Origin of the sequence: Campylobacter ornithocola, from assembly GCF_013201605.1 — a bacterium.
Classification (GTDB): domain Bacteria; phylum Campylobacterota; class Campylobacteria; order Campylobacterales; family Campylobacteraceae; genus Campylobacter_D; species Campylobacter_D ornithocola.
The window spans coordinates 581,456-595,870 of record NZ_CP053848.1 but is presented as its reverse complement, the minus strand read 5'-3'; the positions used below and the strand labels follow the sequence as shown (position 1 = coordinate 595,870).

General features: G+C 27.9%; 15 protein-coding genes and 2 tRNA genes. 3 read left to right on the top strand and 14 right to left on the bottom strand.

Features of this window, described 5'->3' with window-relative positions; genetic code table 11:
- Nucleotides 1-8 precede the first annotated feature (8 nt).
- Nucleotides 9-188, top strand: a complete 180-nt coding sequence (locus CORN_RS03130) for a MerR family transcriptional regulator (protein WP_039625719.1) — start codon at nucleotides 9-11, stop codon at nucleotides 186-188.
- Here the strand turns inward: CORN_RS03130 and CORN_RS03125 are convergent.
- From CORN_RS03125 to CORN_RS03110, 4 genes are all read right to left on the bottom strand, one after another.
- Nucleotides 181-1,392, bottom strand: a complete 1,212-nt coding sequence (locus tag CORN_RS03125) for a tyrosine-type recombinase/integrase (RefSeq protein ID WP_066008568.1) — start codon at nucleotides 1,390-1,392, stop codon at nucleotides 181-183. The two genes, CORN_RS03130 and CORN_RS03125, sit on opposite strands and share 8 nt — an antisense overlap.
- 181 nt (nucleotides 1,393-1,573) lie before the next feature.
- Nucleotides 1,574-1,650 (bottom strand) — tRNA-Arg (locus tag CORN_RS03120).
- A gap of 42 nt (nucleotides 1,651-1,692) precedes the next feature.
- A complete protein-coding gene (locus CORN_RS03115) occupies nucleotides 1,693-2,709 on the bottom strand; it encodes a fla regulon two-component system sensor histidine kinase FlgS (RefSeq protein WP_066008569.1) in 1,017 nt (338 codons plus the stop codon).
- A gap of 2 nt (nucleotides 2,710-2,711) precedes the next feature.
- Nucleotides 2,712-3,521, bottom strand: a complete 810-nt coding sequence (locus CORN_RS03110) for a DUF234 domain-containing protein (RefSeq protein WP_066008570.1) — start codon at nucleotides 3,519-3,521, stop codon at nucleotides 2,712-2,714.
- Between the two features lie 99 nt (nucleotides 3,522-3,620).
- Here CORN_RS03110 and CORN_RS03105 point away from each other — a divergent pair, with 99 nt between their 5' ends.
- Nucleotides 3,621-4,886 carry an aminotransferase class V-fold PLP-dependent enzyme gene (locus tag CORN_RS03105; protein WP_066008571.1) on the top strand — a complete coding sequence of 422 codons (1,266 nt, stop codon included), beginning with the start codon at nucleotides 3,621-3,623 and terminating at the stop codon, nucleotides 4,884-4,886.
- Here the strand turns inward: CORN_RS03105 and CORN_RS03100 are convergent, their stop codons facing one another.
- The 8 genes from CORN_RS03100 to CORN_RS03065 form a co-directional block, all read right to left on the bottom strand.
- A complete protein-coding gene (locus CORN_RS03100) occupies nucleotides 4,887-5,648 on the bottom strand; it encodes a basic amino acid ABC transporter substrate-binding protein (RefSeq protein ID WP_066008572.1) in 762 nt (253 codons plus the stop codon). It abuts the gene before it with no gap.
- A gap of 1 nt (nucleotide 5,649) precedes the next feature.
- Nucleotides 5,650-6,396, bottom strand: a complete 747-nt coding sequence (locus tag CORN_RS03095) for a transporter substrate-binding domain-containing protein (RefSeq protein WP_066008573.1) — start codon at nucleotides 6,394-6,396, stop codon at nucleotides 5,650-5,652.
- A gap of 324 nt (nucleotides 6,397-6,720) precedes the next feature.
- Nucleotides 6,721-7,632: an ornithine carbamoyltransferase gene (gene argF, locus CORN_RS03090; protein ID WP_066008574.1), complete on the bottom strand. Its 912-nt coding sequence runs from the start codon at nucleotides 7,630-7,632 to the stop codon at nucleotides 6,721-6,723.
- Nucleotides 7,633-7,844: 212 nt separating this feature from the next.
- A complete protein-coding gene (ftsW, locus tag CORN_RS03085; protein WP_066008575.1) occupies nucleotides 7,845-9,008 on the bottom strand; it encodes a putative lipid II flippase FtsW in 1,164 nt (387 codons plus the stop codon).
- A gap of 69 nt (nucleotides 9,009-9,077) precedes the next feature.
- The gene (locus tag CORN_RS03080; protein WP_066008576.1) at nucleotides 9,078-9,884 is read right to left on the bottom strand and encodes an adenylosuccinate lyase; all 807 of its coding nucleotides are present in this window, start codon (nucleotides 9,882-9,884) and stop codon (nucleotides 9,078-9,080) included.
- Between the two features lie 18 nt (nucleotides 9,885-9,902).
- A complete protein-coding gene (locus CORN_RS03075) occupies nucleotides 9,903-10,622 on the bottom strand; it encodes an arginyltransferase (RefSeq protein ID WP_066008577.1) in 720 nt (239 codons plus the stop codon).
- Nucleotides 10,622-10,882 carry a hypothetical protein gene (locus CORN_RS03070; protein ID WP_066008578.1) on the bottom strand — a complete coding sequence of 87 codons (261 nt, stop codon included), beginning with the start codon at nucleotides 10,880-10,882 and terminating at the stop codon, nucleotides 10,622-10,624. The genes CORN_RS03075 and CORN_RS03070 overlap by 1 nt, the downstream gene beginning before the upstream one ends.
- On the bottom strand, nucleotides 10,879-12,321 hold the full coding sequence (locus CORN_RS03065; RefSeq protein WP_066008579.1) for an acetyl-CoA carboxylase subunit A: 1,443 nt from the start codon (nucleotides 12,319-12,321) through the stop codon (nucleotides 10,879-10,881). The genes CORN_RS03070 and CORN_RS03065 overlap by 4 nt, the downstream gene beginning before the upstream one ends.
- Nucleotides 12,322-12,440: 119 nt before the next feature.
- Here CORN_RS03065 and CORN_RS03060 point away from each other — a divergent pair.
- Nucleotides 12,441-12,517, top strand: a tRNA-Arg gene (locus CORN_RS03060).
- Nucleotides 12,518-12,522: 5 nt separating this feature from the next.
- Here CORN_RS03060 and CORN_RS03055 read toward each other — a convergent pair.
- The gene (locus CORN_RS03055; RefSeq protein WP_066008580.1) at nucleotides 12,523-13,281 is read right to left on the bottom strand and encodes a CorA family divalent cation transporter; all 759 of its coding nucleotides are present in this window, start codon (nucleotides 13,279-13,281) and stop codon (nucleotides 12,523-12,525) included.
- A complete protein-coding gene (gene tgt, locus CORN_RS03050) occupies nucleotides 13,275-14,396 on the bottom strand; it encodes a tRNA guanosine(34) transglycosylase Tgt (RefSeq protein WP_066008581.1) in 1,122 nt (373 codons plus the stop codon). The genes CORN_RS03055 and tgt overlap by 7 nt, the downstream gene beginning before the upstream one ends.
- Nucleotides 14,397-14,415: the final 19 nt, after the last annotated feature.

The window sequence follows — 14,415 nt, the reverse complement described above, 5'->3', positions numbered from 1 at the left end:
GAAACCCCATGTCAAATATAGAATTTTTAACACCAAAGCAAGTAGAGCAAATGTATGGATTAAACCCTTTACAACAATTTAGAGCAAGAAGCAATGGCATGCCACACTACAAGATTGATGTTAAAACAATCAGGTATAAAAAAACAGAACTAGATCATTGGTTTAAATCTAAAAAAGTTATCATTTAAAATCAAATGGACACAAGGAATTTAAGTATTCGCCATACCAACTCATAAGCTGTTTCCTTAAATCAATGGCCTTACTTCTATTATAAGCTCTTTCAACTTCACTTCCATTTACATGGTGCAATATCATCTCAGCGATATCTTTGCCTATGCCAAGTTTTATAAGCTCGTTGCTTTTTTCTGTACATATACTCCTAAAAGTACTTCTAAATCCATGTATTGTATGTTTCAAATCATACATTTTGAAAAACTTGCTTGCAAAGTTATCGCTAATGCATTTATCAAAATTAAAAAACACATATTCTTTGTTTATATTAAACATCTTTTGCATTTGTAATATTTTTAATGCATATTCATTCAATGGGATAATATTTTCACCATTGCTTTTTACCTTCATATCTTCAGCTTGTATAACCCAAAGATTATTATCAAAATCTATCTCACTCCATTTAGCAAATCGTATATTTTTACTTCTTTGTGCTGTCAAAAGCGTAAAATAAATTGCATTTATAATATTCACATTAACCCTAGCTCTTTGCCTATACTCTTTCATACATTCAAGCATAAACTTAACTTCTTTTTCTTCTACCAAAGCTTTAAAATGCTTCGCATTGCAATCATCATTGATTAATCTATAGTACTTTTGTAAATCTTTTAAATCTACAATAATATTAGTTTTTAATTCTCCTCTTTGTCTTGCGAGTTCTAAAATCCTGCAAATAAAAGCAATACTTTTATTTAAAGTTGAATAAATATTTTTTGAATTCATATGATCATAAATAGGAAGAAAGTCTTTCTTTTCTAGCAAATTAATAGGCTTTTCTCCTAGCATAGGCTGTATGTATTTTACAAAAGTCCCCTGTTCCTTTTTTATAGTAAAATATGAAAGTTTTTTTCCTATAGTTTCCATATAGTGATCATTTGCCATATTTAATGTAAATTTTTTATTCTTATTATCGATAAAATCCCCGCTTCTTAATTGTTGTAAAATCTTAATCGCTTCCTTTCTAGCTTCTGCAAGACTTAACAATCCTTTTCTAAACTCTCCTATGGTTATATATTTTTTTAATTTTTGTTCTCTAAGTTGAAAAACTTTTCTACCTGTAGGATGAATTTTTAAATAAAGCTCTTTTGGCTCACCGAGCGGAACTAAGTATTGTTTTTCCTTTATTTCTAATGCTTCTATATCACTTTGAGAGAGTGCCATTTTTCGCCCTTTATACCCAAAAAATACCAAAAATATACCCAATACCTATAAAAAATAACGCTGGGTATAAAATGGGTATTGAAATTATATCAAATAAATGAAATAAAAGAAATAAATAAAATACTACAAATACCTAAAAATAGATGTTTAAAGAAATGTAAGAAATGTATTTAAATAATAATGGTGTCCCCAGCAAGGTTTGAACTTGCGACCTCAGAATTAGGAATTCTGCGCTCTATCCAGCTGAGCTATGAGGACAAGTATTTTCGTTATTTTAAGAAAAAATTTATTTTATAGAGCTTAAATTTTTAACTCTATAAAAAAACATTTTGGATTTTCATCAAAACCTAAAGCTCCATTATGTGCGTCAATAATCTGTTTTGATAAAGAAAGTCCTAAACCATTTCCTTTTAATTTAGTTGTTTTAAAAGCCTCAAAAACCATTTTTTTATCTTTAATACCTACTCCGTTATCATAAACTTTAATAAAAATTTTATCTTGTTGTTGTTCGCACTTAATCTTTATACAACCATCATCATTATCACTTTCTTCAATAGCATCTATTGCATTATAAAGTAAATTTTGCAAAACTAAAGCAAGTAAAGATTTATCCGCATTTATTTTTAGATTCAAAAACTCAAATGCAAAATCAATATTGGCTAGATAATTATAAGTCCCGATGGCTTGTTCGCATTCATCTTGCAATTCTTGCAAATTAAATTCACTTAAATTAACATGCACACCTTTTGTAAAAAGTAAAGTAGAATTTACAATACGTTCAACTCTTGAAATAGCTTTTTGAATTTCTAAAACTATATGTTTATTTTTCAACTCACTTCTCTCAAATAAAGTTGAACTTAACAAAGAAATAGAACCTATAGGATTTCTTATCTCATGTGCTAAATGCGCAGCAACCGTTCCCATGCTAGCTAACCTTTCATTTCGTTTTTCATCGCTAATATCTGTTGCATTAACTATAAGTTTATCAGTATGAGATGTGATTTTGATTAAATAAAATTTGTGATCAAATTCTAGCTCATAATGAGTCTTATTAAGATCAATATTTTCTAAAAGTTTTGGTTTTTGTGTAGCTAAGTTATTTTGCAAAATAATATTTTTATTTGCATCTAAAATCCACAAAGCCATTGGTAAAACTTCTATAATCTCGCTTACCATTTGTCTTAAAGCTGTATAATTTTCGTTAAGTTGCTTGTATTCATTCTCTATAACATAGGTTTGTTCTATTAATGCTTTTAGTCCTTGCTGCAAGTTTTCTTTTTCACTAGAATCTAAACTTTTTAAAATATTCTCATCCACATTCAATCCTTGATCAAAAATTCAAAATCATCTAAAGTATACAAAAGCAAATTATGCTCCTTACTTAAAACAAGTTCCTTGCTAAAACCTCTCTTTGAAAAAAGCACATATAAATTAGGTTGCATTTGCAACTGCTTAGCTTTATTTTTTAAAATATTTAAAACATTTTTGCAAATTTTCCTTTCTTTAAATTTAACTTCACCCAAAACGCAAAAGCCATTTTTATAGTAGTACAAATCTATCTCACAATAATAATTCCAAAAGCTAAAAACCTGCTCTACTTTGAGTTTTCTTGCTAAAAATTCTTTACACAAAAGTTCAAAAGTAAAACTTTGATAATTTTCCAAATTTTCCCTAATAAACCACAGCAGCTCATCATACTTTTTTGCTATAATTAAATTAAGTTTAGGGTATATAAAATAAAAGAAAAATCTCAATCCTTGATTTTTAAAAACCACCTTATCTTGAATACTATAAGATCGTAATTCTTTTTTGACTTTTTGTCTTTTACTTTTTATGATAGGTTTTTCTTGACTTTTTTCTAAAATCAAAATATTTCTTTCTAAAAGCTTATTAATAAGCCCTAAAGCCTGAAAATGTGGAATAGATTTATTAATAGAATATCTTTTTCTATCATTTTTACTTAAAACACATAAGGCCTTTAGAGTATTATCATCTAAATTTAAACATGTTAAAATATCAAAAGCTTTAAAAATAAAAACATTTAATATATTATCATACAAATTTAATTTCACATCAAATTCAAATTCATCAAAAACACTATAAAAATCAAAAATACTTTCAAGCTCCAAAACTCCACAGCGTTTTGAAAAATCACTAAATTTTATAACTATATCCTTATTTTAAATCTTTTGTATGTTATAATTTTAACAAATTTTTAGGGGATTTTTTTGAATATTGAAACATTAAAACAAGATATTATTTTAAAAAAAGGAATATACTATTTTGACTTTACAGCTAGTGCGTTAGCTCTAAAAAGTATAGAAAAGGAAATTAAAAAAATTCTTACTACTTATGCAAATACACATTCAGATAGCTCCTTAAATTCTTTTATCACGCAACAACACTACGAAAATGCAAGAACAAATTTAAAAAAATATCTTGAACTAGATGATAGTTTTGCACTTATAGCTTGCGGGAGTGGATCTTCGGCAGCTATTAAAAAATTTCAAGAACTTCTAGGTTTATATATACCACCGCTTATTAAACAAAGATATTTTAAGAATACTCAAAAAAAATCTCTACCCTTAGTTATCGTAGGACCTTATGAGCATCATTCTAATGAGCTTTCATATAGAGAAGCTTTGTGTGAATGCATACGCATACCTTTGGATAAAAATGGTGAATTAGATTATGTTTTTTTGGAAAAATTATTAAAAAAATCAAAAAACAGAGAAATTATAGCAAGTTTTAATGCTGCCTCTAATGTCACCGGAATTTTAAGTGATTATAAAAAAATCTACACCTTAATAAAACAATATAACGGTATAGTAGCTTTTGATATTTCTACTTTAGCTCCTTATGCAAATTTAGATCCTAAATTTTATGATGCAGTATTTATTAGCTCTCACAAATTACTTGGGGGAGTAGGGTCTTGCGGTTTGCTTGTTATTAAAAAAAATCTATGTGGAAGCACTCCTAGTTTTGCAGCAGGTGGAACTGTAGGTTATGTTTCAAGAACCTCTCAACAATACTTATGCAAAATTGAGAATTTAGAAGAAGGTGGCACACCTGGTATCATTCAACTCATTAGAGCAAGTTTGGCTTTTAAGGTGCGCGACGAAATAGGCTTAAAAACTATAGAAAAAAGAGAAAAAGAACTCTGTGAATATTTTTTCGCACAATGCGTAAATTTTCCAAAAATGATCTTATATGCAAAAAATATCACTAATAGATTACCTATATTTGCTTTTAACATAGAAGGAATTTCCCCTTTTGATCTAGCTTATAAACTAAGTAAAACTTACAAAATAGAAACAAGAGCAGGTTGTGCTTGTGCTGGACCTTATGGGCATGATTTACTTAATCTAAAAGACAATCAAGAATTAAAATTTAAACCAGGTTGGTTAAGGGTAGGATTTCATTATACACATACAAAAAAGGATATAGAGTATTTTTTTAAAGCCTTGAAAGAAAGCATCAAGGCTTTAAGTTAATTATTGTAAATCATATTTTTCTACAATTTTTTGATAGATACCATCAGCTTTAACTTTTTCCAAACCTGTATTAATTTTTTGAACAAGTTCAGTTTGTTTTCCTTTATCAAAAGCTATACAAAATCCTGAACTTCCATCATTTTCTTCTAAAAATGCTTCTAATTCTTCATTGGTTTTTAAATAACCTTTACCAATATCCTTGTCTGTCAAAACTGCATCTACTTTACCAGCCTTTAAAGCTAAAATCGCTGCTAACATTTCCTCGCTAGCTACTACTTGAACATTTGGAATAGCTTTAGCGGCACTTTCTTGAATAGTTCCAAGCTGAACACCAATTTTTTTGCCTTCTAAACTTTTCTTATCACTAATATCAGAATTTGTTTTTAATTTCAAATATAAATTTTTAGTATTAAAATAAGTATTACTAAAATCCATACTTGTTAATCTTTGAGGAGTTGAACTCATAGCAGAAGCTATCATATCAATTTTTCCAGCTTTTAAAGCAGGAATTAAACCATCAAAACTCATATTTACCCATTCAAGTTTCAAATTTTCTTTTTTGGCTATTTCTTCCAATAAATCCACATCAAAACCAGTGATTTTTGCATCCTTAACAAAATCAAAAGGAGGATAATTTGCAGCTATACCCACTTTGTAAACTTTTTCGCTAGAAGAAGCACTAGCTTGATTTTTATCACTTGAACAAGCACCTAAAGCTAATAAGCCAAATAATGCTAAAGCAATATATAATATTTTTTTCATTTTAATCCTTTAAGTCATATTTAATTAAAAATTTTTCCAAAGTACCATCTTTTTTCATTTCTTCTAAATGTTGATTAACCTTAGAGATTAAATCTTTAAATTCATTTTTTCTAAACGCTATACCAAAACCTTCACTTCCATCATCTTCTTCATAAAAAGCATTTATATTGGGATATTGTTTCAAAAAATTCATTGCACTAGCTTTATCAGTTACTACAGCATCAGTTTTTTTAGCATCTAAACTCAAAAAGCAATTTAACATACTCTCATTAGCTACTACTTTTGCATTTAAAATCTGTTTTGCTGCGTTTTCTTGAATAGAACCCAGTAACACACAAATGTTTTTTGATTTTAAATCATCTTTTTGTAAAAAACCACTATCTTTATGCTTTAAATATACATTTTTATCTTTAAAATAAGAAATACTGAAATCCACATTTTGCGCTCTTTGAGAAGTAATTCCCATAGAAGATATAATAAGATCGATTTTTTTACCCATCAAAGCTGGAATGAGTGCATCATAACTCATATTAACAAACTCTATTTTAAAATTGGCTCTTTTTGAAAGCTCTTCAATGACATCTACATCAAATCCACTAAGTTTTCCATCCTGCATAAATTCATACGGAGGATAGCTTGCTTCTATTCCAACTTTTAAAACTTCATTTTGACTACTAGCTTGTTTCGAACAAGCACCTAAAATTAATAAACTAAATAACGCTAAAACAACATATAATTTTTTTTTCATTACTATCTCCTAAAGATTAAATTAAATAAAAAGTTACAATGTGTTTAAACGCCTATATTTTTTCATTGATACTCCTTGATTTAGTAAATTTGCTTGAAATTATATCAAAAAAAATTTATTTGTAAAGGCTTTATTATAATCTGTGTTTTAATATTTTTACCATCTTTGCTAAGATATTAAGTGAATTTTTTATCATACTAGCTAGAAAACAAATAGAATAAAATTACATTATCAAATATAAACTACTCAGAGCTACTTCTCAGTCATCAAGTTTATTCAATATCAAAAGATAATAACAACTAGCAAATTTAACTAGTATTTATTTTATAAATTCTTATTTAAAAAACAAAGTAAAGCTTTGACCACATAAAGACGATTTACAGCTTCTTCAAAAATTATTTTTGAGTGTTTTTCAAAGACCGCTTCACTAACTTCAAAATCTCTATATGCAGGCAAACAATGAAGTAAAATAGCGTTGCTATTTGCTAGTTTCATTGCATCATCATCAATAATAAAACCAGCAAAATCTTTTATTTTATTTTCTTTTTCCTTCTCTTCTCCCATAGAGATCCAGGTATCAGTTATAACCACATCTTTATTTTTTAAAGCATCAAATTTGTTGTGAAATAAAGAAATTTTCGCTCCTGAAATTTCTGATTTTTTTGTAGCAAAATCCCAAACTTGAGTATTGATATTATAATTTTCTGGTATGGCTATGCTAATTTCATAGCCTAAAATTGCAGAAGCTATTAACCAAGAATTACATACATTATTACTATCTCCTACAAAAGCGATTTTTACATTATTATCTTTTTCTTTACCCCATTCTTTAATGGTTAACAAATCTCCTAAAATCTGTGTTGGATGATAAAGCTCACTCAAACCATTAATAACAGGTGCTTTAGAATATTTTGCAAATTCTATTAAACTATCATGGTTTTTTACTCTCATCATTACAAAATCAACCATAGAGCCAATAACCCTAGCTGTATCTTTAATAGGCTCACCTCTACCAAGTTGCAAATCGTTGCTATTTAAAAATATAGCTTTTCCACCAAGCTCTGTAATTGCAAGTTCAAAAGCCATTCTAGTACGTGTAGAATTTTTTTCGAAAATCATTGCTAAAGTTTTATCATGCAATAGTTTTTTCGGATTTGCCTTAAGTTTAATAGCATGATCAATAATAGTCAAAATATCATCTTTAGTAAAATCCATTAATGTTAAAAAATGTCTCATTTTACATTCCCTGTTTATCGATTTTAGCAATAAATATCATATATAATATAATTTTATTTATAAAAATTTTATAAAATATTCATAATATCTATGGTAGAACAATATACTATATTTTCGAATATAAAAAAGTATAATAAAATTATTGTCGAATTTTATATTAAATTAATAGAACTAATAATTTACATATAATATTACAATTTAAAAAGCTATTTTTATATTTTTACCTTTTTACTAATCATTAAAACATAACCTATTCCAAAGCAAATTGACCACATAGAACTACCACCATAACTTAAAAGTGGTACAGCAACACCTTTTAATGGCGTTAAAGAAATAATCCCGAAAGCATTCATAAAAAATGAAAATAGTAAAAGCAAAGCAACACCTGAACAAAATAAAAAATGTACTTTATTTTCACAACGTCCTGCGATTCTAAAAATTCTAAGTATTACCATTAAATAAATAAAACATATAACACTCAATCCCAATAAACCCACTTCTTCGGTTATTCCTGATAAAACAAAGTCAGTATGCACTTCACTTAAAAATCCTAATTTAAAAGTTCCAAGCCCCAAACCCTCTCCAAAAATTCCACCATGAGCTATAGCATTTAAGCTGTGCGAAATTTGATAAGGTTCTGAATTATGACTAACTCTTAAAGTGTTTGCCAACCAATCAGGAAAAAAAGGTAAAAAAGCATCTTGAATATTTCCCCACCAAGCAGAAATACGTTGAATTCTTCTTTGATTGCTTAAAATCACCAAAACACCAATCATACCTACGATAACCACTCCAAAAGCAAAAAGTCTTTTACTAGCCCCAGCAAAAAAAGCTAATGCAAAAACCAAGAAAAAAGAGATTACACTTTGCCCTAAGTCATTTTGTGTCATATAAATATAACCAATAACAAAAGCAGCTAAAATAAAATAAGGAATTAAAATTAAAATTTCATGTTTGATTGCTTTTTTACTATCATCAATTCTTCTTGTATAAGACCAAGCAAGAAAATAAATCAAACCTATTTTAAAAAATTCAACAGGAGAAATAGATAAAGGACCAAGCCTGATCCATCTTTTAGCACCACCTGCTGCTGTAGCTAAAAAAGTAGGTAAAAAAGGTAAAATAAGGATAAATAAAAAAGAAACAAGTAAAACACTTATCATTAAATAGTGTGCCATTTTACTATCAGGATTTAACCTTGATACAAAATAAATAATAGCTATACCACTAAGTCCAAAAAAAAGTTGCCTAATGAAAAAGTGAAATTCATTATACTCCAAATAGAGCACAGTAAAAGCACTTAAAGAATATGAAAAGAGTATTCCTATGGTAATCAAAATACAACTTAAAAAAAACAACTTTCTATCAGCAATCAATATTATTCCCTAGAATTTTATAAAAGCTAATTTTAATAAATTGCAACTTAAAATGATGTTATTTTAATATTAAGTATTATTTTTGTATAAAGACTTTAAACTCTCATAGGCAAGTTGAATTTTTTCAAACTCTTCGCGACAATAAGCTTGCTCAATCTTGCTTTTACCTTGATGGCGATCAGGATGATAAATTTTAACCAAATTAAGATAATTTTGTCTTATAGTATCAAAATCATCACTAGAATTACATCCTAGAGTTTGAAAATAATTCTCAAATAATTTGGCCAAGGCATTAAATTTCCAACTAGTATTAGCCTTGTTTTTCATTTTGTTTCTAAATTCCAAAAGCTGAGTTTCATTAATTGTAAAATCCACACAATATTTCAAATGCTCATTTACGCTAGCCAAAATCTCTAAAAGATTTAGAGTATTATCATCTTTATACTCAACAGAAAAAATATAATTTTTTTCATCATATGTACTTTTGTGATCTTTAAAATACTGCTCTAAATACACAGCAAATAATTTTTCATTAGAACTTAAAGTAATTAAAATATTTTTTTGAGCAAAACCTATTTTAGCAAAAACAACAGGTTTTAAGGTGTTTGCTTGAGCAAGATTCAATTTAAAAGTTTTATAATGTGCAAAAGCAAGATTATCAATTTGATTACCTGTGTTTTTTTTGTATTTATGATTAACAAGTTTTAAAAAATATCTTCTTTGAGGAATTTCGTTCTCCACAAAAAAAGATAAGGTTTTATTTTTATTTCCTATAACTTTGGAAAAATTTTTACGGATAAGATCTTGAAAATATTTAAACATTAAAAAATCATCAGTATTAACACTAACAGATTCTAAAGTTTGTACTACTTGCATAAAATCCTCTCTAAAAAATTAACTCCACAAAAATGCTTGCTCATTTAAAGCACTAGTGTGTTTTAAAATTTCATTTGGACTATAATCGGCTTTATACGATAAAGATTGACACCCTTTTACAAAATATCCCAAATAAATATATTTTAATTTTTTTAGTTGTGCAAGTTTAATTTCAGTTAAAAGTGAATATTTACCAAGACTTAGATGTGAAAAATCAGGATCGTAAAAACAGTATATACTAGAAATTCCATCTTCTAAAATATCAATCAAATCAACGCAAACTAGTTTATTATCTATATAAAAATCAAGCTCATATCCAAAAGTACCTGCATTATCCACATAAAGATTATAGTATTTTCTAAAATTTAAATCATAAATTTTCCAATTTTTTTTACCTTTTTGATAATAGTGATATTTTTCATAAAGCAATAAATGCTCATCACTTAAAGAAGGTTTTTGTAAAATTATTTTAGTTGCGATATTTTTTTTTAAAACCCTACGATAACTTTTACTAAAATGAAAATTTTCTACCAAAATACGCAAATTTTGACACTCATTACAATCACTACATATTGGTCTTGAAAAATACGAACCAAAGCGACGCCAACCTCTTGAAACTAACTCTTGATTTTGTGCTTTATTGATAAAAGATATATAATTATACTCATTTCTACAATATCTATTTTCAAGATAAGGACACTCTTCTTCTAAAGTACAAAAACCGATAATATTATTCATTAGATTTTTTTAATATCACTATTTTTTACAAATTCCATAAATTCATTAGCCAAACGTTCTTCTTTTAAAAACATATCTTCAAATTCTTGCTCTTGTTTTTTTTCTACATTTTGTTTAACCAAATCTTTTTGCATAGTATCCAAGTCAGCATTTTTCATACTGACTCCACTTTTACTCGCTTTAGCTTTTTCTTTTTTTGTTTGACCTTGTTCTTTTTGAAGTGTTTTTTTTATATCTTTTAATTCATCTAAAAAACTCATGATTGCCTACTTTCTTTTATCTTTTGCAAGGCCGCAGCTATAGCAACAATTACTTCTTCTTTGTTTTCTTGGTGTCTATCTTCTGTTTTTTCCAAAAGCTCTTCCATGTGTGTTTCTATGAAAGACGTATCAAAATATCCTCTTCTAAATTCTCTTATTTTAGTAATTGCAATCAAAAATGGCACAGTTGTTCTAATATCATCGATCACAAATTCTTTTAAAGCTCTCTCAAGTCTATTAACTGCACTATCATAGCTTGAGCCTTTAACGATTAGTTTTGCAAGCAAAGAATCATAATAAGGTGGCACCGTATAGTCTTTATATAAATGACTATCTACTCTTACAGATGGCCCTAAAGCTGGGAAATACTCAGTAATTTTACCTGGGCTTGGAATGAAATTTTTCCACACATTTTCAGCTGTAATCCTTGCTTCTATAGCAAAACCTCTTGGCTTAATATCGCTTTGCTCAAGATCTAAAATTTCTCCATTTGCTATACGAATTTGCCTTGTGATAAGATCAATTCCTGTGATTTCTTCAGTAATTGGATGTTCTACTTGAATTCTTGTATTCATCTCCATGAAATAAAATCTATTATAATCATCAAGTAAAAACTCGACAGTCCCAACATTAGTATAGCCCACAGCCTTTGCAGCAGCTACCGCAGTAACACCTATGGTTTTTCTTAATTTTTCTGAAATACTTGGACAAGGTGCTATTTCAATGATTTTTTGATGCCTTCTTTGGATTGAACAATCTCTTTCGCAAAGATGAATAATATTACCATAATTATCTGCTAAAATTTGAAACTCAATATGTCTTGGGTTGATAACATATTTTTCCATAAAAACTTCATCATTTTTAAAAAAACTAAGTGCTTCTCTTTTACAAGCTTCAAAAGATTTTTCTAAATCCTCTTCTTTATGCACAACGCGTATACCTCTACCGCCACCTCCACCGCTAGCTTTTAAAATTACAGGATAACCTATTTTTAAAGCTTGAAGTTTAATTTCTTCCAAAGTACAATGATTTAATTTTTCAGTTCCAGGAACTACAGGAATTCCATTTTTTTTCATTAAATATCTTGCTATATTTTTATTACCCATTTTACGGATAACATCTGATTTTGGTCCTATGAAGATAATCCCTGCTTCTTCACATTCTTTTGCAAATTCATAATTTTCACTTAGAAAACCATATCCAGGATGTATAGCATCAGCTCCACAAGCTTTAGCGATTTCAACTATTCTTTTACTATCTAAATATCCTCTTATAGCATCAGTTCCTATCCTATAAGCTTCATCAGCAACTTTCACATGCAAACACTCATAATCAGGCTCAGTATAAACAGCAACGCTTTTTATATGTAAGTCTCTACAAGCACGAATCACCCTTACTGCAATCTCACCTCTATTGGCTATTAAAATCTTATGTATCATCACTTTGCCTTAAGCTAAAATATATAAAAGAAGATTAGCATAAAAATATAAAAATTCTATAAAATTATTTATTTTTGCTAATTTTAAGGTTTTTTTGATAAAATTACCCTTCTATTTGTGCGCCCATAGCTCAGCTGGATAGAGCATTTGATTGCGGTTCAAAAGGTCAGAGGTTCGAATCCTCTTGGGCGTACCACTACTTCATTTCTTTTTTGCAGAAAATTCATCTAAATCTAGTTCTTTTTTATCTTTAAATTGATACCATAAAAATAAAATAAAAAATATAACTAAAATTGTAGTCAAAATATAATAAGTTCCATATTCATTCTCAGATAAAAATAAATTTTTAGTATTCATTCCAAAAAAACCAACAATTAAATTCAAAGGCAAAAAAATAGCAGAAATAATACTTAAAAAATAAATATTTTTATTAATTTTCTCACTTCTTGCAGTATTAATATAAGTATATATTCCTTCTAGTCTTACGATATTATCTTTAATATTTCTTTCTAAAATTGCTAAATTTAGAATAACTGTTTTTAAATTTTTCTTTATAAAATGTTGCCTGCTATGACAAATTCTACAAGCCTCAAGTACAGAAGAAACAATTTTAGAACTTTTACCAAGCTTAACTTTTAATACGAAATACTTAGTTAAGAAATTTTTTACTTTTTTATGCTCTAAAATTAGCTCTTCTCTTTTTTCTATAGAAAGATTAATAGTGTTATTTTTTTCTTTTTCATTTTGCAAAATCTCTTTTAATATAGCTATAAATTCTGCATTAGAAAATAAAATTAATTTTTCATCTTTGTATTCAAAAATTTGACTATCTTTAAAGACAAAAATATTTCTAGACTTTTTGGCAACATCCAACATAAAAATGTCAAATTCATCAAATTCATAATAAGCATTTGATATGTTAATATTATTTATAATTTGCTTTAAAGTATCATTTAGCATATTCGTTGCCTATAAAATTCTTTTCTAAAATTTTCAAATTCATCTTTGATAATAGCTTCACGCATTTGCTTTACCAAATTTAGATAGTAATGCAAATTATGAATACTTGCAAGTCTAAAAAAGGTTAATTCTTTAGCTTTAAATAAATGATTCAAATAAGCTCTTGAAAAGTTTTTACATGTATAACAAGAACATTTATTATCTATAGGGGCATGATCAGTGATAAATTCTGCTTTTTTAATATTAAATTTACCAAAACTAGTAAACAAAGTTCCATTTCTTGCGTTTCTTGTTGGCATCACACAATCAAACATATCCACACCTCTTGCCACATTTTCTACTAAATCTTCAGGTGTGCCAACTCCCATTAAATATCTAGGACGATTGTTATCTACATAAGGCATCATAGCTTCAACCGTATCATACATAACCTCATTTTCCTCTCCTACACTCAAACCACCTATAGCAAGACCATCAAAATCCATCTCACAAAGTGCTTGAGAACAAATTTTTCTGGCTTCAAAATCAGTACCACCTTGGATAATGCCAAAGATATTTTGCCCTATTCCCACACCTTGACTTTGCTTTAATTTATGATAATCAATAGCTTCTTTTGCCCATTTTATAGTGCGTTTTAAAGAAAGTTCTATCCTTTCTTTACTTGCAGGTAAGGCTACTAAATCATCTAAAATCATCATAATATCTGAGTTAAAATCATATTGTGCATCTAAAACACTTTGTGGAGTAAAATAATGCAAACTTCCATCAATATGACTTTTAAATTGAATTCCTTTTTCATCAGGTTTTGAATTTTTACTTAAAGAAAAAGCTTGAAAGCCTCCACTATCTGTTAAAAAAGACCCATTAAATTTACTAAAACCATGCAAGCCACCCATTTGTTTAATCACCTTAGATCCTGGTCTTAAATACAAATGATAAGTATTTGCTAAAATAATTTTTGCATTTAAAATCTCACTCATATCAATAGCATCTAAGCTTTTAATCACAGCCAAAGTTCCAACTGGCATAAAAATGGGAGTTAAAATTTCACTATGTGTAGTTTTTATACGACAAGCTCTAGCATTTGCACTTTTATATTGAACTTCAAATTCCATTGATTTTCCTATATTTTTT

Coding starts and splice junctions, on each gene's coding strand:
- CORN_RS03070 (WP_066008578.1), bottom strand. CDS start 10,882: ATGAGTTTTTTAGATGAATTAAAAGATATAAAAAAAACACTTCAAAAA.
- CORN_RS03075 (WP_066008577.1), bottom strand. CDS start 10,622: ATGAATAATATTATCGGTTTTTGTACTTTAGAAGAAGAGTGTCCTTAT.
- CORN_RS03055 (WP_066008580.1), bottom strand. CDS start 13,281: ATGCTAAATGATACTTTAAAGCAAATTATAAATAATATTAACATATCA.
- CORN_RS03130 (WP_039625719.1), top strand. CDS start 9: ATGTCAAATATAGAATTTTTAACACCAAAGCAAGTAGAGCAAATGTAT.
- CORN_RS03125 (WP_066008568.1), bottom strand. CDS start 1,392: ATGGCACTCTCTCAAAGTGATATAGAAGCATTAGAAATAAAGGAAAAA.
- CORN_RS03100 (WP_066008572.1), bottom strand. CDS start 5,648: ATGAAAAAAATATTATATATTGCTTTAGCATTATTTGGCTTATTAGCT.
- argF (WP_066008574.1), bottom strand. CDS start 7,632: ATGAGACATTTTTTAACATTAATGGATTTTACTAAAGATGATATTTTG.
- CORN_RS03065 (WP_066008579.1), bottom strand. CDS start 12,321: ATGATACATAAGATTTTAATAGCCAATAGAGGTGAGATTGCAGTAAGG.
- CORN_RS03080 (WP_066008576.1), bottom strand. CDS start 9,884: ATGCAAGTAGTACAAACTTTAGAATCTGTTAGTGTTAATACTGATGAT.
- CORN_RS03095 (WP_066008573.1), bottom strand. CDS start 6,396: ATGAAAAAAAAATTATATGTTGTTTTAGCGTTATTTAGTTTATTAATT.
- tgt (WP_066008581.1), bottom strand. CDS start 14,396: ATGGAATTTGAAGTTCAATATAAAAGTGCAAATGCTAGAGCTTGTCGT.